This is a genomic window from Xenorhabdus sp. TS4 (assembly GCF_014467265.1).
In the GTDB taxonomy this organism is placed as follows: Bacteria; Pseudomonadota; Gammaproteobacteria; order Enterobacterales; family Enterobacteriaceae; genus Xenorhabdus; species Xenorhabdus ehlersii.
In genome coordinates, this window is record NZ_NKHQ01000082.1 from 21,617 (window position 1) to 41,885 (window position 20,269).

At 42.4% G+C, this 20,269-nt stretch carries 20 protein-coding genes; 12 read left to right on the forward strand and 8 right to left on the reverse strand.

Features of this window, described 5'->3' with window-relative positions:
• Positions 1 to 70: 70 nt before the first annotated feature.
• Entirely contained in the window at positions 71 to 523 is a 453-nt protein-coding gene (locus Xets_RS18045; protein WP_099118539.1) for a DUF441 domain-containing protein, read from the reverse strand.
• 346 nt (positions 524 to 869) lie between these two features.
• Between Xets_RS18045 and Xets_RS18050 the strand changes: the two genes are divergently transcribed.
• Positions 870 to 1,223: a hypothetical protein gene (locus tag Xets_RS18050; protein WP_187652265.1), complete on the forward strand. Its 354-nt coding sequence runs from the start codon at positions 870 to 872 to the stop codon at positions 1,221 to 1,223.
• A 98-nt stretch (positions 1,224 to 1,321) separates the two neighbouring features.
• On the opposite strand, the gene purC is transcribed toward Xets_RS18050, so the two are convergent.
• The 3 genes from purC to dapA form a co-directional block, all read right to left on the reverse strand.
• On the reverse strand, positions 1,322 to 2,035 hold the full coding sequence (gene purC / locus Xets_RS18055; protein WP_187652266.1) for a phosphoribosylaminoimidazolesuccinocarboxamide synthase: 714 nt from the start codon (positions 2,033 to 2,035) through the stop codon (positions 1,322 to 1,324).
• A 92-nt stretch (positions 2,036 to 2,127) separates the two neighbouring features.
• The gene (gene bamC, locus Xets_RS18060; RefSeq protein ID WP_187652267.1) at positions 2,128 to 3,174 is read right to left on the reverse strand and encodes an outer membrane protein assembly factor BamC; all 1,047 of its coding nucleotides are present in this window, start codon (positions 3,172 to 3,174) and stop codon (positions 2,128 to 2,130) included.
• A gap of 17 nt (positions 3,175 to 3,191) precedes the next feature.
• Positions 3,192 to 4,091 carry a 4-hydroxy-tetrahydrodipicolinate synthase gene (gene dapA / locus Xets_RS18065; RefSeq protein ID WP_099131351.1) on the reverse strand — a complete coding sequence of 300 codons (900 nt, stop codon included), beginning with the start codon at positions 4,089 to 4,091 and terminating at the stop codon, positions 3,192 to 3,194.
• Between the two features lie 244 nt (positions 4,092 to 4,335).
• On the opposite strand from dapA, the gene Xets_RS18070 reads away from it, so the two are divergent.
• A complete protein-coding gene (locus tag Xets_RS18070) occupies positions 4,336 to 4,893 on the forward strand; it encodes a glycine cleavage system transcriptional repressor (RefSeq protein WP_099131352.1) in 558 nt (185 codons plus the stop codon).
• A 14-nt stretch (positions 4,894 to 4,907) separates the two neighbouring features.
• Entirely contained in the window at positions 4,908 to 5,375 is a 468-nt protein-coding gene (bcp, locus tag Xets_RS18075; protein ID WP_099131353.1) for a thioredoxin-dependent thiol peroxidase, read from the forward strand.
• A 148-nt stretch (positions 5,376 to 5,523) separates the two neighbouring features.
• Here bcp and Xets_RS18080 read toward each other — a convergent pair whose 3' ends face one another.
• Positions 5,524 to 6,576, reverse strand: coding sequence for an AI-2E family transporter (locus Xets_RS18080; protein WP_099131354.1), 1,053 nt, complete (start codon positions 6,574 to 6,576; stop codon positions 5,524 to 5,526).
• A 145-nt stretch (positions 6,577 to 6,721) separates the two neighbouring features.
• Here Xets_RS18080 and Xets_RS18085 point away from each other — a divergent pair, with 145 nt between their 5' ends.
• Both Xets_RS18085 and arsC read left to right on the forward strand, forming a co-directional pair.
• Positions 6,722 to 8,185, forward strand: a complete 1,464-nt coding sequence (locus Xets_RS18085) for a M48 family metallopeptidase (protein WP_187652268.1) — start codon at positions 6,722 to 6,724, stop codon at positions 8,183 to 8,185.
• Positions 8,186 to 8,197: 12 nt separating this feature from the next.
• Entirely contained in the window at positions 8,198 to 8,569 is a 372-nt protein-coding gene (arsC, locus tag Xets_RS18090) for an arsenate reductase (glutaredoxin) (protein ID WP_099131356.1), read from the forward strand.
• A 97-nt stretch (positions 8,570 to 8,666) separates the two neighbouring features.
• On the opposite strand, the gene hda is transcribed toward arsC, so the two are convergent.
• The 3 genes from hda to upp form a co-directional block, all read right to left on the reverse strand.
• Positions 8,667 to 9,374 carry a DnaA inactivator Hda gene (hda, locus tag Xets_RS18095; RefSeq protein ID WP_074019532.1) on the reverse strand — a complete coding sequence of 236 codons (708 nt, stop codon included), beginning with the start codon at positions 9,372 to 9,374 and terminating at the stop codon, positions 8,667 to 8,669.
• Between the two features lie 454 nt (positions 9,375 to 9,828).
• A complete protein-coding gene (gene uraA / locus Xets_RS18100) occupies positions 9,829 to 11,139 on the reverse strand; it encodes a uracil permease (RefSeq protein ID WP_099131358.1) in 1,311 nt (436 codons plus the stop codon).
• Positions 11,140 to 11,208: 69 nt separating this feature from the next.
• Entirely contained in the window at positions 11,209 to 11,835 is a 627-nt protein-coding gene (upp, locus tag Xets_RS18105) for a uracil phosphoribosyltransferase (RefSeq protein WP_099131359.1), read from the reverse strand.
• A gap of 224 nt (positions 11,836 to 12,059) precedes the next feature.
• On the opposite strand from upp, the gene purM reads away from it, so the two are divergent.
• The 7 genes from purM to mgtE all read left to right on the forward strand — a co-directional run bounded on the left by purM (position 12,060) and on the right by mgtE (position 19,986).
• Positions 12,060 to 13,103, forward strand: coding sequence for a phosphoribosylformylglycinamidine cyclo-ligase (gene purM, locus Xets_RS18110; RefSeq protein ID WP_099131360.1), 1,044 nt, complete (start codon positions 12,060 to 12,062; stop codon positions 13,101 to 13,103).
• Positions 13,104 to 13,201: 98 nt separating this feature from the next.
• Positions 13,202 to 13,840, forward strand: a complete 639-nt coding sequence (purN, locus tag Xets_RS18115; protein ID WP_099131361.1) for a phosphoribosylglycinamide formyltransferase — start codon at positions 13,202 to 13,204, stop codon at positions 13,838 to 13,840.
• 201 nt (positions 13,841 to 14,041) lie between these two features.
• Entirely contained in the window at positions 14,042 to 14,605 is a 564-nt protein-coding gene (speG, locus tag Xets_RS18120) for a spermidine N1-acetyltransferase (protein WP_099131362.1), read from the forward strand.
• Between the two features lie 52 nt (positions 14,606 to 14,657).
• Complete coding sequence (ppk1, locus tag Xets_RS18125) at positions 14,658 to 16,727, forward strand: polyphosphate kinase 1 (protein ID WP_099131363.1); 2,070 nt, start codon at positions 14,658 to 14,660, stop codon at positions 16,725 to 16,727.
• Between the two features lie 3 nt (positions 16,728 to 16,730).
• Positions 16,731 to 18,263: an exopolyphosphatase gene (ppx, locus tag Xets_RS18130; RefSeq protein WP_187652269.1), complete on the forward strand. Its 1,533-nt coding sequence runs from the start codon at positions 16,731 to 16,733 to the stop codon at positions 18,261 to 18,263.
• Between the two features lie 12 nt (positions 18,264 to 18,275).
• Positions 18,276 to 18,452: a YfgG family protein gene (locus Xets_RS18135; protein ID WP_099131365.1), complete on the forward strand. Its 177-nt coding sequence runs from the start codon at positions 18,276 to 18,278 to the stop codon at positions 18,450 to 18,452.
• A gap of 70 nt (positions 18,453 to 18,522) precedes the next feature.
• Positions 18,523 to 19,986 (forward strand): magnesium transporter, encoded by a 1,464-nt coding sequence (gene mgtE / locus Xets_RS18140; RefSeq protein WP_099131366.1) that lies wholly within the window; start codon positions 18,523 to 18,525, stop codon positions 19,984 to 19,986.
• The last annotated feature ends 283 nt before the right edge of the window (positions 19,987 to 20,269 follow it).

A 20,269-nucleotide genomic window follows, 5' to 3' on the forward strand; every position in this document is an offset into this window, starting at 1 on the left:
GCGAATTATCCATAAAATAAACATGTATAACATGTGAAGTATCTGATGGTTAAAATGGCTACCCGCATGATCACGATTTACCAATCATGAGCGATAAAATACCAGCGGCAATCAGAGGGCCTACCGGAACGCCTTTAAATAGAGCTACTCCCAACACAGTGCCGACCAATAACCCAGCCACCGTAGAAGGCTGGCCAGACATTAAAGTTACACCACGGCTTCCCAACCATGACACAAGGACACCAACAGCAATAGCCAACAGTGATTTCCAATTTAAGAACGAGCTAAAAATTTCCTGAGCGGAGATTTTCCCGCTTGCGATAGGTGCCATGACTCCTACAGTCAGAATCAGGATACCTATCGTCAAGCCGTACTTTTCCACCCAAGGGAAAAACTGATTCAGTGGTGTGATACGAACTACCAATAGAAATAACATGGCAAGTGTCACTGTCATGTTATGGCTGATAATACCAAGCCCTGCAAGCACGAGCAAAATAAGTAAAGTAGGATCAATATGGCTCATGAGTTTTTATTTCCTGTAAACTCCAATAGAACAATGTTTGATTATTTTTAAACCAGGCAGCATAAATTCTGGTATGGAAAAGATGATAACTTAAAATTTTTACACTTAATCAAAAATATTCATAAAGAGCCATCCCAAAATTGGGTAATAGCGCGACAACAGGTAGTTTGTTAACATTCTTGCTTTAAACAATAACATTGATAAATAATTACTCATACAAATCAAGACGCAATCTTGTTTCTTGATAGTGTACTCTTTAAACACCAACACTTTTTATCAAGGTGAATGCAGAAAGGTTGTAAGAAATGCCTTGCAGCTAATATGTGTTCGTATAAGCGATATGAATATGAAAAAATTAACATCCTCCATAATAATCTGTATCTCCTTAGCGGGTTGCACCACTCAATGGGTACCTGCAACCAGTAATCCGGTTCCTTTCAGCGAAGCAAAAGTTGAATGCAGATTGTCAGCATTACAACAATTTCCTATCAAAAATGAAGTAGCCCAAAGATCAACACTGCAAATGGTGCAGCAACCTTGTATCAATAAAGAGCAATGTGGAAAAAGCGGTTACTATAGTCAAAATGTTCCCATGCTCGAAAGCTATGTGACAGATGTCAATGAGGGTTCTAGAAGTGAATTTTATTACGACTGTATGCACCAAAAGGGCTGGAAACAAATAACTAAATCCCTACTTTAAAGTTTATTTAACGTGCAAAACAGGGACAGGATGCCCTTTTGGTTATCGGAGCATCCTGCCTATTTTACATTATATTTTTTAAGTAATCGTTTGCGTCATTAGTCCAAAATAACACCAATACGGCGCGCAACTTCTTCATACGCTTCAATCAAGCCACCGAGACTTTGGCGAAAACGATCCTTATCCATTTTATCCATCGTCAGTTTATCCCATAAGCGGCTACCATCCGGTGAGAATTCATCTCCCAATATGACCTTGCCCTTGAACAAACCAAATTCCAACTTAAAATCCACCAGAATTAAACCCGCATCGTCAAACAGTTTGCTCAATACTTCATTGGCCTTATAGCTCAGGCGTTTCATTTCAGATAAGTGCTCTTTGCTCACCCAGCCGAATGTCTCACAATAAGATTCATTAACCATAGGATCGTGTTTGGCATCATCTTTCAGAAACAGGTCAAACAATGGCGGATTCAGCACCATCCCCTCTTCCACTCCCAAACGCTTAACCAGGGAACCTGCGGCACGGTTACGAATAACACATTCAACAGGCACCATATCTAGTTTTTTCACCAAGCATTCATTATCTGACAACAGTTGTTCCATTTGCGTAGGAATACCCGCTTCTTCCAGTTTTTTCATAATGAAATGATTGAATTTATTATTCACCATTCCTTTGCGATCGAACTGTTCGATGCGTTCACCATCCAATGCTGATGTATCATTACGGAATTCCAGTACCAGTAAATCAGGATTATCAGTGGTATACACTGTTTTTGCTTTTCCACGATACAACTCAGCTTTCTTCTGCATTTTACACTCCAGAAATATGACATCTTTAAACGTAAAGGATTAAACAAAAAACGCACCAAAAATATAAAAGGGGCCTGAGCCCCTTTTATATATTACTTATCTTTGGATTGGCTAAATACGGCTTCCAGCGCAGCCACCATTTGATCATTTTCAGATTGAGTCAACGGCTTGCCTTTGTCGCTGATAAATTGCAGGCTGCTTCGGTTATCCAAATCACCCACCTGTAACTTGTAATTTCCTTCGCTGATAGAAGGCGCGTCTACCCCTATTGCTTTCCAATCAGAGGAACTGCGTCCTTTATAAGTCACCGCTATTGCGCCTGTAGAGCGTGTACGATCCGTGACTTCCATGCCTATGCTATCCAACACGTACGGCAATCTGTTCCAGACCACGTTATAGGGTGCACGCACGATGATCTGCGGCAATCCAGTATTATCACTACCACTTTGTACAGATAATGGACCTGAATTTTTAGCACTGCTCAGGCTCGCAGCTTCTTGTTGCTGGCTTAAGTCACCCGCCAATTTATTAAGCATCACGACATTATAACGCTGGATTTGTACCGGATCGGTAATTTCCTTTTCTCCCTGTTTCAAACCTTCATTCGCAACAGATAGCGCTATTTGGTAATCCTGTTTAGTAACTGAAATACGGTAACGCCCCTGATAAGGAACATTTTCATCTGCCCGTTGCCATGTAACCCAATCTGTCGCCAGGGTCTGTGCTGCATCATCTTTATGGCTGATTTTATACCCTTTTTCCGCCAACAGATTGTTTACCTGAGACCATAAATTGCTGTATTCCGGAGTATTTTCAAGCAACAACTTACTGCTGTTAGCACTATTTTCAACGCGGGAACCCGTCAACAATGCAAGAGCTTGCAACGGAGGACGTATGTCCAAATCTTCACCCACAGCCCCCGTTGCCGTTGTTGTCGGAATATTATACTCACCATTTTGCAGCGGTAATGTCATTCCCGCGGGGACGTTCAATAGTTTCATTGGCGGCGTGTCAAGATAGGATTGATCCCCGCCTACTTGGCGTTTATAGCGCTGATCACTGGAGCAGGCAGCTAAAAAAACCACCAATGACAGACCAGCAATCTTCATGACCTTCGATTTTTGCAATAATGTTGCCATTAAAATTCCCTAAAGTTTTACAGTAATCCAGCTATTTTCAAGGCACTACCAACTGGAATTTGCCCTTCCTGCGTTAGCGGAACCATTGGCAAACGCAATGTATCATCGGCAATCAATCCCAATTGACGGCAAGCCCACTTAACTGGCGTCGGGCTAGGTTCAACAAATAATTGATGATGCAATTCCATCAGTCGGCGGTTCAGTTCACGAGCTTGCAAAAATTCACCTTGCTCAGCCAATTCACACACCTGTGCCATTTCCGCTGCCGCAATATTTGCAGTGACAGAAATAACCCCTTTACCACCAAGCTGCATGAAATCGACAAAACTTGCATCATCACCACTTAGAAGAATGAAATCTTCATCACTAACCAATGCTTGGATCTGACTAATACGACTTAAGTTCCCTGTCGCTTCCTTAAGTGCAACAATATTTTTCAGCTTCGCCAAACGAGCGACAGTCGGTGGCAATAAATCACATCCGGTACGAGATGGCACATTATACAGAATTTGTGGTAAGTCAGTATTCTCAGCTATTGCCTTATAGTGCAAATATAAACCTTCCTGTGATGGTCTATTATAATAAGGTGTGACTGACAGGCAACCCAAAACCCCCGTGTTTTCGAAACGGTTGGTCAGAGAGATGGCTTCTGCTGTAGCGTTTGCTCCTGTTCCTGCAATCACCGGAATACGCCCATCAGCCATATCCAGTGTTGTCAGTACAACATCAACGTGTTCGTCATGGTTAAGTGTTGCACACTCGCCTGTTGTTCCAACAGACACAATCGCAGATGTGCCACTGGCGATATGATAATTAACCAATTTTTTCAAACTGGCCTTATCAATCTGACCCGCTGAGTCCATCGGAGTTATCAATGCAACTATACTGCCTGTAAAACCAGAATGAGTGCTTACCATTGCCATTTCCCCTTAGTTAAACCTAAAACTGCAAATGAGAGGTTCATGGTACTTTCTTGCTATACAGAAGAAAACTCTTTAACCACGCGATTTCAATGAATTTTGTTAATATCAAGTGTAGCCGATTAAACATAAATTATAATTTTGCTTCCTTAACAAAGGCGATTGACCTTCTCCTGATCATTTCTTATGTTAAAACACAACATACACAGCAAACACCAACTAAAATTAAAGGAAAATCGCTTTGCCAACATCAGAACCGCATTTTTTAGTGATCACTGCCCTAGGTACCGATCGTCCCGGCATTGTCAATACCATTACCCGCCTTGTCAGCACATGTGGCTGTAATATTGAAGACAGCCGTTTAGCTATGTTTGGCGAAGAATTTACTTTTATCATGTTGCTATCTGGTAGCTGGAACGCCATTACTTTGATCGAATCCACTTTGCCACAAAAGGGCGCAGAACTTGAATTACTCATAGTGATGAAACGTACCCGATGCGGTGTCCAGAAAAAATTTCCTTCTACCATCACCGTTAAGGTAGACGTAGTTGATTCACCGGGAATTGTTGAACGTTTTACCAGTTTATTCACAGCCCAAGATCTTAATATCGCGGAACTGGTATCAAAAACTCACCCAGCCGAAGGAAATCACCCTGCTCGTCTGCAAATCCAAATCACTGGTCACAACCCAGTTGATGATAATGGCACGATATTTAAAGAAAATTTTCATCATCTATGTACAGAATTAAATGCACAAGGCAGTATTATCGTACAAGATCAATTAAATCAAAACGATTAAACGGAGAATAAGTGATGAGTCCATTGAAAGCCGGTGATAAGGCCCCTCAATTCAGCCTTCCTGACCAAGATGGCGAGCCCATTAATTTATCTGACTTCAAAGGTCAACGTGTCTTAGTCTATTTTTATCCCAAAGCAATGACACCAGGCTGCACAGTTCAAGCGTGTGGCTTACGTGATTCGATAGATGAACTGAAAAGTGCCAATGTTGAAGTACTGGGTATTAGCACAGATGCACCAGAAAAGTTATTCCGCTTTGTAGAAAAAGAGATGCTGAATTTCACACTGCTTTCTGATATTGACCACCAAGTTGCTGAACAATTTGGTGTGTGGGGAGAAAAGCAGTTCATGGGGAAAACCTATGATGGCATTCATCGCATCAGTTTCTTAATTAATCCACAAGGTGAAATTGAACACGTTTTTAATAAATTCAAAACCAGCGATCATCACCAAGTTGTGCTGGATTACCTAAACCAACATTAATGTCAGCATAGACACAATAAGTTTTGAGTTGCCGCTTAATCAATAAAGCGGCAACTTAGTTTACTCGCTTGGTATTTATTCCATTGCATTGTTATTCAAAGCGAACCTAAACATCCTTCACTACAAACATTTACAATATTGGCCGTTATCATTCTTTTTCTTCCGGCCAGGCATGAATAACTGCTTTGATTAATGTAGCGAGTGGAATAGCAAAGAAAACACCCCAGAACCCCCATAATCCACCAAAAATAATGACAGAAAGGATGATAACGAGCGGATGAAGATTGACTGCTTCCGAAAATAAGATTGGCACAAGCAGGTTACCATCTAACCCCTGTACCACCAGATATGCGACAAACAGCCCCCAGAAATCAGCCCCAATCCCCCATTGAAACAGCGCCACAACAATAACTGGAATGGTAACAAGTACGGTGCCGATATAAGGAGCGAACACAGACAAACCGACCAAAACCGCAAGCAATAGCGAATAATGCAATCCAAAGAAGGCAAATACAGCATACGTGCAGATAGTCAGTATAACCATTTCGGTCACTTTACCGCGGATATAATTGGTAATCTGTTGGTTCATTTCACGCCACACTTTCCCCGCCAAACTACGATTACGTGGCAATACACACCGCAATGCCGCCCCTATTTGGTCCTTGTCTTTCAATAGAAAGAACACCATCAAGGGAACAAGGATCAGATAAATCGCCAGAGTCAATAATCCAATCAGTGATGCAACTGAAAATTTGAAAACGGACTCCCCCGCCAAAGAGAGTTTGCTACGCAGATTATCAGCAACCATATCGATAATGCCAACATCAACCAGCGCAGGATAACGGGAGGGAAAAGTAAGCGCATACTCATTAAACCGATTAATCATATTGGGAAGATCGGAGAATAAATTTAAACCTTGCTGCCAGACGGTTGGGGCTACAATCAAGATTATCAACGCACTGATTCCCATAAATACCGTTAATACAACGGCAACAGAGAGTGTACGGCTACATCCCAGCTTACCTAATTGTGTCGTAGGCCACTCCAACAAATAAGCCAACACAATAGCTGCAAGGACAGGTGCCAGAATTCCATTAAAAAAGTAGATGATCCCAAAACCAACCAATAAAATAACTGATAATGCAACAACTTGTGGATCAGCGAAACGGCGACGATACCATTGCATAATCATATCCAACATAAATACAACTCCTTTTCGACAATACTTAATGAGTATTTTTCACTAAAATTTATTATGATTAATAGTTTTAAGGTACTCTTTGTCATAAAAGTATTCATGAAATTGATAGCTAAAACGGAGCACACTATTTTATGAGAATCGCTTTATGAGAAAAACACCCAGAAAATCTTTGATGACTATTTTTATCAGCCTGTTGTTATTGGGGAACCCTCCTGTATTCTCCGCACCGGCTGAAGATTCACTACCTGATATCGGCACCACAGCGGGAGCAACCCTCAGCATCAACCAGGAAATGGCTATGGGTGATTTATATATACGCTCGATAAGAGCCCAGGCTCCTCTGATTTATGATCCTCTGCTAACTCAATATATTAATCAGTTAGGCCAAAAATTAGTCACTCACGCCGATTCAGTCAAAACACCTTTCCATTTCTATCTGGTAGATAACCCTAATATTAATGCCCTCGCATTTTTTGGTGGTAATGTTGTTCTTCATTCGGGCTTATTTCGCTATAGTAACAATGAAAGTGAACTGGCCTCTGTCATGGCGCATGAGATTTCCCATGTTACTCAGCGGCATTTAGCACGATGGATAGAAGAACAAAAACGTACCAGCCCTCTGGCATGGACCGGCACATTGGGCGCTATTTTGCTTATGATAGCTAATCCACAAGCCGGCATGGCTGCACTCAGTGGCACACTGGCGGGCGTCCAACAAGGCATGATCAGTTTTACCCAATCGAATGAGCAAGAAGCTGATCGTATTGGAATACAAACGCTCAGTCGAGCGGGATTTGATCCACACGGTATGCCTGATTTTATGCAAGTACTGGTAGATCAATCTCGCTATAGCTCCAAACTACCTGAAATGCTATATACTCACCCATTACCTGCCAGCCGTCTGGCTGACGCCCGTAATCGGGCCAATCAATATTCAACTAAAGCCGTTTCAGAATCCCAAGATTTTCTGTTCGCCCGTGTCCGTATTCTAACCATGTATTCAACTGATCAACGTCCCTACATTGATCAATGGCTAAAGAAATACAGCCAGGGAACCGCCAAAGAACAGCTGGCTGCTGCCTATGGACGGGCTATTTTGCTTTCTGAAGATAAAAAGTATGCCGAGGCCAGGGCAATACTCTCTCCATTGCTTGATAAACAACCGGATAATATTTGGTTTATTGATACCATGACGGATATTGATATCGGGCAAAAACAGTATACCAACGCCATCATTCGCTTGCAGGATGCACTCAAGAAACTGAAAAACAATCCGGTATTGCAAATTAACCTCGCAAATACCTATCTTATGGATAAAAAGTATTCTCAGGCATCACAACTTCTGTTTCGTTATACTTTCAATCATCCTGACGATCTTACTGGCTGGATACTGTTAAGAAAAACTGCCGGAGCACAGGGAAAACACAATGATGAATTAGCCGCCTATGCGGAAATCATGGCATTGCAAGGTAATTTTGGCTCCGCTATAGAACAACTTAGCAAAGCCAGTGCGTTGGCCAAATTAGGCAGTTATGAACAAGAGCGATATGATGCCCGTATTGATCAATTGCGCCAACTGCAACAAAGTTATGACCAATATAAAAAATAAAGGATTTTTTACATGCAAAATCTTGATACACGAAAAGTGATTTTTTACCACAATCCTCGCTGTTCAAAGAGCCGTGAAACCCTCAAGCTGATTGAAGAATTCGGTATTACACCGGAAATCATTCACTATCTTGATACACCACCTACAGCAGAACAGCTTGCCGTACTGTTACAACAGCTCGGTTTCAAAGATGCCCGCCAATTAATGCGTACTAAAGAAGAGCTCTACAAAGCATTAAACCTGGACGATACCACGTTATCCCAAGACGCATTGCTCCAGGCGATGGCTGAAAATCCCAAATTGATAGAGCGCCCGATTGTTGTTGTCGGTGATAAGGCTCGTTTGGGACGTCCCCCTGAACAGGTTAAAGAAATTCTGCTGTAACTATTTTTCACTAAGAACGTTTTCAATAAAAAAGTGACAGGAATATATTCTCTATCACTTTTTTATTCTGATCTCATTTCCTTACTGCTTTATTCACTCAAAGCTCAAGGATATCCTTTACAAATGGGATCGTGAGTTTGCGTTGTGCCACAATGGAAGCCCGATCAAGCTCATCCAAGGTCCTGAACAACGTTTGCATTTCCCTATCGAGCCGCTTTAACACAAAACGCCCCACATCCTCAGGCAGTTCGAAACCCCGTAATTTTGCCCGTAGTTGCAATGCCTGGATTTTCTCATCATCTGACAGAGGTTGTAATTTGTAAATTTGCCCCCAATCCAAACGAGATGCCAAATCCGGTAACGTCAGGTTAATTTGCCGTGGAGGACGATCACCTGTGATTAAAAGACAAGTTCGGCCAATTTCTACAATGCGGTTGTAAAGATTGAAAATAGCCATCTCCCATTCCTGATCACCCGCAATACACTCAATATTATCGATGCACACTAATGATAAATGTTCCATACCATCAAGGACTTCAGGGACAAAATAGGCGCGCTTATCCAGTGGTACATACCCTACAGCTTCTCCCTGTTGGGATAATTCGGCACAGGCTGCGTGAAGCAAATGGCTCTTACCCCCGCCATCGCGGGACCAGAAATAGATATAACTGCCGTGTGACTGACTTATAGCCAATTTTATTGCAGCTAATAAGGAAGTATTCTCACCTGCAAAGAAACTGGCAAAAGTTTCATCATCGGGCAAATATAATGGTAGTGAAAGCTGCGACGGTGTATTCAGAAGCACCTCAAACAGAATGGATAACGAACAGCGCTAAGTCTACCACAAAAAGTCTCTATAAATGAAACGAATGCTTTGTTTAAAGTAGGAGATTATCATCAAAGCATATTTCCCCATAAAATGGATAGATTACGACCAGTAACAAAACCACTCGTATTTCTTGCGCAAGCTAGAAATAACCCACCCTAGAATAAAAATTCTTATATTTGATAATCTCATACTATCAATAGTCAATATTGACAATAGTAAAAAGTAAAAACCAAGAGTAAAAATATATTGTATTGCCGAAGATTTTAACTTATCTCTCTTAAGTTATTTTCAATAGCGATTGACGGCAGATATTATTGGTAAAGGAAAAACTTATCGTTATAAATGACAAAGTAAAATGATAGAGAAAATAATTTTTAAAAACAGAAAGGGCTTTTAAAAAACCCTTTCCAATAAATTTCATTAATGTCTTTTATTCCACCACTTCGCTCTTCTTATCATTTCTGATTGATTCCACAGAGGAGTTAATATATGGCTCTTCTGGACGGATGAAGCTTATCAGTTTAAAAAACAGGCTTAAACCAATCCCCACAACAGTTGCAAGCGCCATACCCTTCAATTCTGCCGAACCGATCTGAATTTTCGCTCCGCTAACACCAATAATCAAAATAATGGAGGTCAGGATCAGGTTCTGTGCCTTACTGTAATCAACTTTCGAATCAATCAGAACTCGAATGCCTGATGCACCAATCACACCATACAGTAACAGGGAAACACCTCCCATCACAGGGATTGGGATCATTTGGATCGCTGCCGCCAATTTACCAACGCAGGAAAGCAATATTGCCATCACCGCAGCGCCACCAATCACCCATGTGCTGTATACACGGGTAAGCGCCATAACACCAATATTTTCACCATAAGTCGTGTTAGGTGTTGAACCAAAGAAACCCGAAATCATCGTTGAAAAACCATTGGCAAACATTGAGCGGTGCAAACCTGGATTTTTCAATAAGTCTTTCTGCACAATATTTGCCGTTACCACTAAGTGCCCAACGTGTTCTGCAATAACCACCAGCGCCGCAGGTAAAATTGTCATAATGGCAAACCATTCAAAACACGGTGTATAGAACGTCGGCAATGCAAACCACGGCGCTTCACGTACTGGCGTTAAATCTACAACTCCCATAAAAAATGACAGCACATACCCTACCAAAACACCAATCAGAATCGGAATAATCGCCATAAAACCACGGAATATCACTGATCCCAAGATAGTCACGCCCAGCGTAACCATAGATATGGTCAGGTTGGTCATATTAATTTCAGTACCTACCGCTGGACGCAACCCCGCCATATCAGCAGCAACACCAGCCAACTCCAGGCCGATCACCGCAACAATCGCTCCCATCGCTGCCGGAGGAAACATCACATTAATCCATCCCCTTCCTGCAACTTTTACAAGCAGGGCAACCAGACAAAACAACAAACCGCAGACAATAAATCCACCTAATGCCAATTCATATCCCAAAGGCAGTAACAACAATACAGGCGAAATAAAAGCAAAGCTGGAACCTAAATAAGCCGGAATTCTTCCTTTACAAATCACCAAATACAGTAATGTTCCAATGCCATTGAATAACAAAATTGTCGCCGGATTCACTTTAAATAAAATGGGAACCAAAACGGTTGCGCCAAACATGGCAAATAGATGTTGCAAACTTAAAGGAATAGTCTGTGCCAAAGGAGGTCTTTCTTCTACTCCAATAGTTCGACGAGTCATTATTGATATCCTCTTATATCACCTTGCTAGAAACCAAAAAAAAGCCGACTTTCCAGCCGGCTATCAATGTTATTTAGTGCCAAATATTTTATCACCTGCATCCCCTAAACCAGGGACGATGTATCCATGCTCATTTAGACATTTATCAATCGACGCGGTATACAATTCAACATCAGGGTGAGCTTTCTCCAGTGCAGCGACCCCTTCCGGCGCAGCAACCAAAACCAATACCTTAATGGCAGGACATCCCGCTTTTTTCAACAAATCAATGGTAGCGATCATGGAGCCACCGGTTGCCAACATTGGATCGACAACCAATGCCATGCGTTCATTAATATCGGAGACTAATTTCTGAAAATAAGGCACTGGCTCAAGTGTTTCTTCATCACGATACACACCAACAACACTGATTCGTGCACTAGGAATATTTTCCAGTACACCATCCATCATGCCCAAGCCCGCACGCAGAATAGGTACTACCGTAATCTTTTTCCCTTTAATCTGATCTATCTCTACCGGACCACACCATCCGTCAATGGTCACTTTCTCGACTTCCAAATCAGCAGTTGCTTCATATGTCAGAAGACTCCCCACCTCTGAAGCCAGTTCACGGAAGCGTTTAGTGCTTATATCATGATCTCGCATCAGGCCAAGTTTATGTTTAACTAGCGGGTGTTTAACCTCAACGATCTTCATGGGTTTCTCCTCATAGCCGGCAGATAAAAAAATCGCGGGATTATAACTCCTTTTCCGTATCAAACCACTACCAATCTGTTAATTTTTATTACTAAAGAGTTATTTTCTTCGATCCCGATCTAGCAGGAAACCGATATAAAGCTATCGCAAACGTTTGCTTAGACTGTTAGAATTGTCACCGTTCTGTTTTATTCATAAAAATGCAACCGCCTGGGAGCTACGCAGTGACCAACAAAACCTCTCTTAGCTATAAAGATGCTGGTGTCGATATTGATGCCGGTAATGCCTTAGTCAATCGTATCAAAGGTGTCGTAAAACAGACCCGTCGCCCCGAAGTGATGGGAGGATTAGGTGGTTTCGGTGCATTATGTGCCTTACCACAGAAATATCGCGAACCGGTGTTGGTTTCCGGTACAGATGGCGTTGGTACTAAGCTGCGTCTGGCCATGGACTTAAAGCGCCATGACACTATCGGAATTGATTTGGTTGCCATGTGTGTCAATGATCTGGTTGTGCAAGGCGCCGAGCCTCTTTTCTTCCTTGATTACTATGCTACTGGCAAACTGGATGTTGATACAGCCGCCAGTGTCATCACAGGAATAGCAGAAGGCTGCAAACAAGCAGGCTGTGCATTAGTCGGTGGTGAAACCGCAGAAATGCCCGGCATGTATCACGGTGAAGATTATGATGTCGCGGGTTTTTGCGTTGGTGTTGTTGAAAAATCGGAAATTATTGACGGCAGTCAGGTTCAGACTGGTGATGCCCTGATTGCACTTGCATCCAGTGGACCGCATTCCAATGGTTATTCTTTGATCCGTAAAATCCTTGAGGTAAGTCAGGTTGATCCAGAAACTACCGAGCTTGAAGGGAAACCACTCGCCGATCACTTACTTACCCCAACCCAAATTTACGTCAAATCCATTCTTGAACTGATTGAAAAAGTTGATGTTCATGCGATTGCACATCTGACTGGTGGCGGCTTCTGGGAAAATATTCCTCGTGTTCTGCCAGAAAACATGCAAGCCAGAATCAAAGCTGACAGTTGGCAATGGCCGGCAATTTTTACCTGGTTACAGCAAGCTGGTAATGTCAGCGAACATGAAATGTACCGCACATTTAACTGCGGAGTCGGTATGATAATCGCACTTCCTCAATCTCAGGTAGAGCAGGCGATTTCGTATTTAACCACATCAGGCGAAAATGCATGGCAAATCGGTACAATTGTCGAACTTAATGCCGATGAGCAACCAGTCGTTATTACAAAATAAATATTTTGTCTGATTGATTTCAAGTTACAGCTAATAAAGCTGTAGCTTGAAAAATGAAGAGCCTATTAATCAATGAATTTCTTCAGTGAAAACCCGTTATGAAAAAAATTGTCGTTTTAGTCTCCGGCAATGGCAGCAATCTTCAATCCATCATAGATGCCTGCCAACAAAACCGAATTAATGGATATATTGCTGCCGTTTTCAGTAATAATGCCGATGCCTATGGCTTGCAACGTGCTGAACAAGCAGATATCCCTGCCTACTTTATCAACCCGAAAGCTTATGCGGATCGTACAAATTATGATATCGCCCTACTCAAAGCCATTGACCAATATGAACCCGATTTAGTGGTCTTAGCAGGTTACATGAGGATCTTATCACCCGAATTTGTCCAGCACTATTATGGACACCTGCTCAATATTCACCCTTCTCTCTTGCCTAAATATCCCGGTCTGCATACCCATCGGAAAGCCATTGAGAACGGTGATAAAGAACATGGCACTTCCGTCCATTTCGTGACTGAAGAATTAGATGGCGGCCCTATTATTTTACAGGCTAAGGTGCCGATTTTTGCGGGGGATAAAGAAGAAGAAGTCATCGGGCGTGTACAAACCCAGGAACACCATATTTATCCTCTGGTCATCAGCTGGTTTTTAGATCAACGTTTGATGATGGAAAGCAATAACGCAATTATGGATGGCAAGGTTCTGCCGCCACAAGGTTACGCATCAGAATAATTTAACCCGCTGGCTTCAACTTACGGCTCTGTGTTAGCAGATTTTGTTATAATATTTTTTAAGTGCTATATTCCAGTAACACTTTGCTGTAAGTTGCTATTTTGGATTGATTTACCTGGCAATGATTATTTATTCGAACATTATTCAACATCAAATACACTTATACCCTATAAATTTCACCACAAAACACTGAGGTATCCAATGTCCAGTGGTTCGGAAAATCCATCGGTAAATTTACGTCCTCTTGAACGAGAAGATCTTCCTTTTGTTCATCAACTCGATAATAACGCCAGCGTTATGCGCTACTGGTTTGAAGAGCCTTATGAAGCCTTTGTTGAATTATGCGACCTCTATGATAAGCATATTCATGACCAAAGTGAGCGCCGTTTTATTATAGAAAGCCTGAATTCCAAAGTCGGTTTGGTGGAACTGGTTGAGATTGATTATGTCCACCGTCGCGCAGAATTCCAGATTATCATCGCCCCAGCTTATCAAGGACAAGGTTACGCAGCGGTAGCTGTCAAACTTGCAATGGAATACGCTTTTGCTGTCTTAAATCTTTACAAGTTGTATCTGATTGTTGATAAAGAGAATACGAAAGCAATTCATATATACAATAAATTGGGATTCTATACTGAAGGTGAATTAATCGATGAGTTTTTTGTAAACGGTTCTTATCATACAGCTATCAGGATGTGTACTTTCCAGCACCACTATTTCGCCAATAAAACCCGTGAAGCCCAAACCAGCACATCGACTCGTTAAACGCCAACCCTTAAACTAAGTGAAAAACTCAGTGGAGTAGTAAGGAGTAGTAATGTCCCACGATCGTCTTTATACCGAGAAAGAACTCAGTTGGCTCTCTTTCAACGAACGTGTACTTCAGGAAGCGGCTGACAAAAGTAACCCGCTGATTGAAAGAATGAGGTTTTTAGGGATCTACTCCAATAATTTAGATGAGTTTTATAAAGTGCGCTTTGCCGATGTAAAGCGGCGTATTCTTATCAGTGAAGAACAAGGTTCAGCCACTACTGCCCGCCAATTATTGAAAAAGATTCAGACTAAGGTTGCCAAGATCGATCAAGAATTCGATGCCCTCTATAACGATCTACTGCTGGAAATGGCACGTAATCAGATTTTCTTGATCAATGAACGGCAGATATCCCCGAATCAACAAATCTGGCTGCGGCAATATTTTCGCCAGCATTTGCGACCACATATCACACCCATCGTCATCAACCCAGAAACTAATTTAGTTGAGTTTCTCAAAGATGATTACACCTATTTGGCCGTTGAAATTATTCATGGGCAAGAAACGCAGTATGCTTTGTTAGAAATTCCATCAGATAAAGTCCCGCGTTTCGTCAATCTGCCTCCAGAGATGCCAAAAAAACGCAAGTCAATGATATTACTTGATAATATTCTGCGTTACACGCTGGATGAAATTTTCAAAGGATTTTTCGATTACGACACGTTGAACGTCTATTCGATGAAAATGACCCGTGATTCCGAATATGATCTGGCAACAGAGATGGAATCCAGCCTGCTGGAATTGATGTCTTCCACGCTGAAACAGCGACTGACAGCAGAGCCTGTACGGTTTGTCTATCAGCGTGATATGTCTGACGAAATGGTGGAACTACTGCGTAGCAAGCTGGGGCTATCCAATGATGACTCGGTGATTGCAGGTGGCCGTTATCATAACTTTAAAGATTTCATCAAATTCCCCAATGAAGGAAATCGGAATCTCCAGAATAAACCGATGCCGCGACTGCGCCATACTTGGTTCGACCATTTCCGCAACGGATTCGACGCTATCCGTGAAAGAGATGTTCTGCTTTATTATCCTTATCACACATTCGAACATGTGCTGGAATTGCTGCGTCAGGCTTCTTTCGATCCCAGTGTGCTCTCGATTAAGATTAATATCTACCGCGTCGCAAAAGACTCACGCATTATTGACTCCATGATCCACGCCGCATACAACGGCAAGAAAGTCACTGTCGTGGTGGAGTTGCAGGCACGTTTTGACGAAGCAGCTAACATTCATTGGGCGAAACGCCTCACTGAAGCAGGTGTACATGTTATCTTCTCCGCTCCTGGCCTGAAAATTCACGCAAAACTATTCATCATTTCGCGTCTGGAAGGGGAAGAAATTATCCGTTATGCCCATATTGGTACAGGAAATTTCAACGAAAAAACGGCGCGGCTCTATACCGATTATTCTCTGCTGACCGCTAAACCTGAAGTCACCAATGAAGTTCGCCGAGTGTTTAACTTTATTGAAAACCCTTATCGGCCCGTCACATTTGATAATTTAATGGTATCGCCCCAAAATTCGCGGGCTATGCTCAATCAACTGATTACTCAGGAAATCGAAAATGCACAAGCCGGTGAATTGGCAGGCATCACTCTGAAAATCAATAACCTGGTAGATAAGGAGTTGGTGGATCGCCTGTATGATGCCTCTGAAGCTGGCGTCAAGATCCGCATTCTGGTGCGAGGGATGTGCTCTTTGATTCCCAATCAACCTGGCTTTAGTGAAAACATTCAAGTCACCAGTATTGTGGATCGTTTCCTGGAACATGATCGCGTTTATGTTTTCATCAACAAAGGCAATGAAAAAGTTTTCCTTTCTTCAGCCGATTGGATGACCCGTAACATTGACTATCGCATTGAAGTGGCAGTTTGTCTGCTCGACCCCGGGCTAAAACAACAAGTTATGGATATCCTTGAACTACAATTCAGTGATACCGTCAAGGCACGATATATCGATAAGGAATTGAGCAATCGCTATGTTCCGCGAGGAAATAAGCGTAAAATCCGCGCACAGCTTGCTGTTTATGATTATTTGAAAAACCTTGAACAACCGGAACCAAGAGCCTGATCTATGCCGTTGAAACACGATACCCCAATGCCCAAACCGCAAGAAATTGCCACTATTGATTTGGGTTCCAATAGCTTTCACATGGTCATCGCCCGTATCGTAAACGGTGCATTACAGGTTATTGGGCGTTTAAAGAAACGGGTTTATCTTGCTGATGGTTTAAACAATAAAAATGAGTTAAGCGAAGAAGCCATAAACCGCGGCCTGAAATGCCTCGCTCTGTTTGCTGAGCGATTGCAAGGCTTTTCCGCAGGTAATGTCTGTTTGGTGGGAACGCATAGTTTACGTGAAGCGACCAACGTACAACAATTTCTGCAACAGGCAAAAGAAGTTATCCCCTATCCCATTGAAATTATTTCTGGTCATGAAGAAGCTCGCCTGATTTTCATGGGGGTTGAGCATACACAGCCAGAAAAAGGCCGGAAATTGGTGATTGATATTGGCGGCGGCTCGACAGAATTGGTCATTGGTGAAGACTTTGAACCTCTATTGATTGAAAGCCGTCGTATGGGGTGTGTCAGTTTTTCTCGCCAGTTCTTTCCAGACGGTATCATTAATGAGCCTAATTTTCGCAAGGCACGACTCCAGGCGGCGCAAAAATTGGAAAATCTCGTCTGGCAATTTCGGACAAAAGGCTGGGATTTTGCTTTAGGTGCGTCGGGAACGATCAAGGCAATACACGAACTATTGGTCGAATTGGGTGAGAAAGATGGCCTGATCACCCCAGAGCGCCTAAACATGCTGGTGAAACGTGTCCTGAAATACAAAAATTTCAAGGCGCTGGAATTGCCTGGATTATCTAATGACCGTAAACAAACTTTTGTTCCTGGATTATCAATCTTGTGCGGTATTTTTGATGCCTTACATATTCAAGAACTCCGCTTGTCTCATGGCGCATTGCGGGAAGGTGTACTGTATGAAATGGAAGATCGTTTCCGCCATCAAGATATTCGCCAACGAACTGCCAAAAGCCTTGCCAAACACTATAATATCGATCGAGAACAAGCAGCCCGCGTCTGGAGTACCGCCAAAAACCTTTATGACCAATGGGCAGAGCAAAATCCCAAACGAATACATCCACAACTGGAATCCATTCTACTGTGGGCAGCCATGCTGCATGAAGTCGGTTTAAGCATCAATCTGAGTGGATTGCAACGGCATTCAGCTTACATCCTGCAAAATACCGATCTACCAGGATTTACCCAAGAGCAGCAATCGTTGCTGGCAACATTAGTACGTTACCACCGCAAAGCGGTTAAAGTACATGAACATCCCCGCTTCTATCTGTTTAAGAAAAAACAGTATCTTCCCATGCTTAAAATATTGCGATTGGCAACCTTGTTGAATAACCAACGCCAGGCTACCACGACACCGGATACACTAAAGCTAGAAACTGATCATAGTCATTGGACGCTCTACTTACCTAAAAACTATCTAAAACAAAATGCGCTTGTGTTGCTCGATTTGGAGCAAGAGCAAAGCTACTGGAATGATGTGGCTGGCTGGCACTTACACATTGAAGAGGAATCGACTTAACGATATCGCGTTATGAAAAAGAAAAAGAAAACTGTTCAAATTATAAAATTAGTACTGTTTATCAGCTTCTTTATTTTCTTTGGGCGCTTTATCTATTCATTTATGGCAGCATTGGAGCATCATCAGCAAACCCAGCAGCAATTGGTGACGCCTCCAACTGGTTCGAAAACAGAATATAATACCCAATAGCTGTTAAATTTATGGCGATATTATTGCAATCGCCGGTTGTTAGCCCTATTTTCTGCCTTAAAGGTTTACTATGTCACAATCGACCTTTACACCTGATACTCCAACTATTGCCAACCAGCATTCCCAAAAACTGGCACATATTCGTCAACGCCTGCTTTCTCTATTTACCCACGATAAGTTATTTGTCGATACATTATTAGGTCAGGCTGATGAACATTCAGCAATCAGTGACGAACAGTTATTGGAGAAAATAGAGGAAGTCAGCGCGCTGCTGACCAGCCTACATGCCGCCGATATTGCCGACATTCTGGAAGCCTTACCTTATGATGAACGTCTCGCTTTATGGCGCTTGATCGACAATAACCAGCGCGGTGAGGTTCTGGTAGAAGCCTCCATTCCCGTTTGGGATAATCTAATCAAGGATATGACTGAAGTTGAGCTGTTACGTGCCATCGGTAAACTGCACGTAGATGAACAAGCTTATATTGCAGAACATCTTCCCCGTGATACCACTCGACGCTTGCTGACCTATTTAGAGCCGGGCCAACGCAATCGTATCCGAGAAGTATTGCAGTACCACAAAGACAGTATCGGCCAAATGATGGATTTCGAGTTCGTGACAGTACGAAGCAACGTTACACTCGGCACCGTTCAGCGCTTTTTACGTTCCCGATACGCCATTCCTGAAACAACAGATAAGATCTTTGTTATTGACCGCAAAAATCGTCTACAGGGAGAGCTGCCACTCACTGCTTTGCTGATAAACGTACCGGATAAATTAGTTTCCGAAGTCATGAACACGGATACCGTTACTTTCTTACCAGAGCAAAAAGGTGAAGATGCCGCCAGTGCATTTGAACGTTATGACCTGATTTCTGCCGCCGTGGTAGACAATAACGGGCGCCTAATGGGACGCCTGACTGTTGAAGATATTGTTGATACCTTAAGTGAAGAAACTGATACCAATATTCGCCGCATGGGGGGCTTAAGCCGCGAAGAAGATGTTTTTGCTCCGGTTGGTCAGGCCGTCAAAACCCGCTGGACATGGCTTGCCATCAATTTGTGCACCGCATTCGTGGCATCACGAGTTATCGGGCTCTTTGAGCATACTATTTCCCAACTCGTTGCTCTTGCAACTTTAATGCCCATCGTAGCAGGCATTGGTGGCAATACCGGTAACCAGACCATCACCATGATCGTCCGCGCACTCGCACTCCATCAAATCCAGACGGGGAGTTTTTCTTATCTGCTATTAAGGGAACTTGGTGTTGCCTTTATCAACGGCATTATTTGGGGAGGGATCATGGGCGTCATCACTTATTTGCTCTATGGTGACCTTGCTATGGGGGGAGTCATGACAATGGCAATGATATTAAACCTACTGATGGCTGCGCTGATGGGAGTCCTAATCCCGTTTATTATGATGAAATTGGGAAGAGATCCCGCCATCGGCTCCAGTGTAATGATTACTGCAATTACCGATACAGGTGGCTTTTTTATCTTTTTGGGATTGGCAACGCTATTTTTAGTTTAATTCAATTAAAGACGTTCCTGCGATTATATGGTGGCGACAAATAATAAATAATGTCTTTATAATCGCCGTCATTAATCATAGTGATGATTTATCTTGCGATTTTACAAATCCTCTTAACATAATTCCCTGTACCCTATTGGATACCTCATCACAAATACCATGGAAAAACACTACCAGAAACATTATCTTTTTGACATAACCTCCATATTTTCTTCATTATTGACGAATTCCTGTTGGTTACACTAATAATATATTCTTGCATCTAACTTAGCATAAGATGCCG

Excerpts from the sequence above, each read along its gene's own strand:
- Xets_RS18045 (WP_099118539.1), bottom strand. The coding sequence starts at position 523 with ATGAGCCATATTGATCCTACTTTACTTATTTTGCTCGTGCTTGCAGGG.
- Xets_RS18050 (WP_187652265.1), top strand. The coding sequence starts at position 870 with ATGAAAAAATTAACATCCTCCATAATAATCTGTATCTCCTTAGCGGGT.
- purC (WP_187652266.1), bottom strand. The coding sequence starts at position 2,035 with ATGCAGAAGAAAGCTGAGTTGTATCGTGGAAAAGCAAAAACAGTGTAT.
- bamC (WP_187652267.1), bottom strand. The coding sequence starts at position 3,174 with ATGGCAACATTATTGCAAAAATCGAAGGTCATGAAGATTGCTGGTCTG.
- dapA (WP_099131351.1), bottom strand. The coding sequence starts at position 4,091 with ATGGTAAGCACTCATTCTGGTTTTACAGGCAGTATAGTTGCATTGATA.
- bcp (WP_099131353.1), top strand. The coding sequence starts at position 4,908 with ATGAGTCCATTGAAAGCCGGTGATAAGGCCCCTCAATTCAGCCTTCCT.
- Xets_RS18080 (WP_099131354.1), bottom strand. The coding sequence starts at position 6,576 with ATGTTGGATATGATTATGCAATGGTATCGTCGCCGTTTCGCTGATCCA.
- Xets_RS18085 (WP_187652268.1), top strand. The coding sequence starts at position 6,722 with ATGAGAAAAACACCCAGAAAATCTTTGATGACTATTTTTATCAGCCTG.
- arsC (WP_099131356.1), top strand. The coding sequence starts at position 8,198 with ATGCAAAATCTTGATACACGAAAAGTGATTTTTTACCACAATCCTCGC.
- uraA (WP_099131358.1), bottom strand. The coding sequence starts at position 11,139 with ATGACTCGTCGAACTATTGGAGTAGAAGAAAGACCTCCTTTGGCACAG.
- upp (WP_099131359.1), bottom strand. The coding sequence starts at position 11,835 with ATGAAGATCGTTGAGGTTAAACACCCGCTAGTTAAACATAAACTTGGC.
- purN (WP_099131361.1), top strand. The coding sequence starts at position 13,202 with ATGAAAAAAATTGTCGTTTTAGTCTCCGGCAATGGCAGCAATCTTCAA.
- speG (WP_099131362.1), top strand. The coding sequence starts at position 14,042 with ATGTCCAGTGGTTCGGAAAATCCATCGGTAAATTTACGTCCTCTTGAA.
- ppk1 (WP_099131363.1), top strand. The coding sequence starts at position 14,658 with ATGTCCCACGATCGTCTTTATACCGAGAAAGAACTCAGTTGGCTCTCT.
- ppx (WP_187652269.1), top strand. The coding sequence starts at position 16,731 with ATGCCGTTGAAACACGATACCCCAATGCCCAAACCGCAAGAAATTGCC.
- Xets_RS18135 (WP_099131365.1), top strand. The coding sequence starts at position 18,276 with ATGAAAAAGAAAAAGAAAACTGTTCAAATTATAAAATTAGTACTGTTT.
- mgtE (WP_099131366.1), top strand. The coding sequence starts at position 18,523 with ATGTCACAATCGACCTTTACACCTGATACTCCAACTATTGCCAACCAG.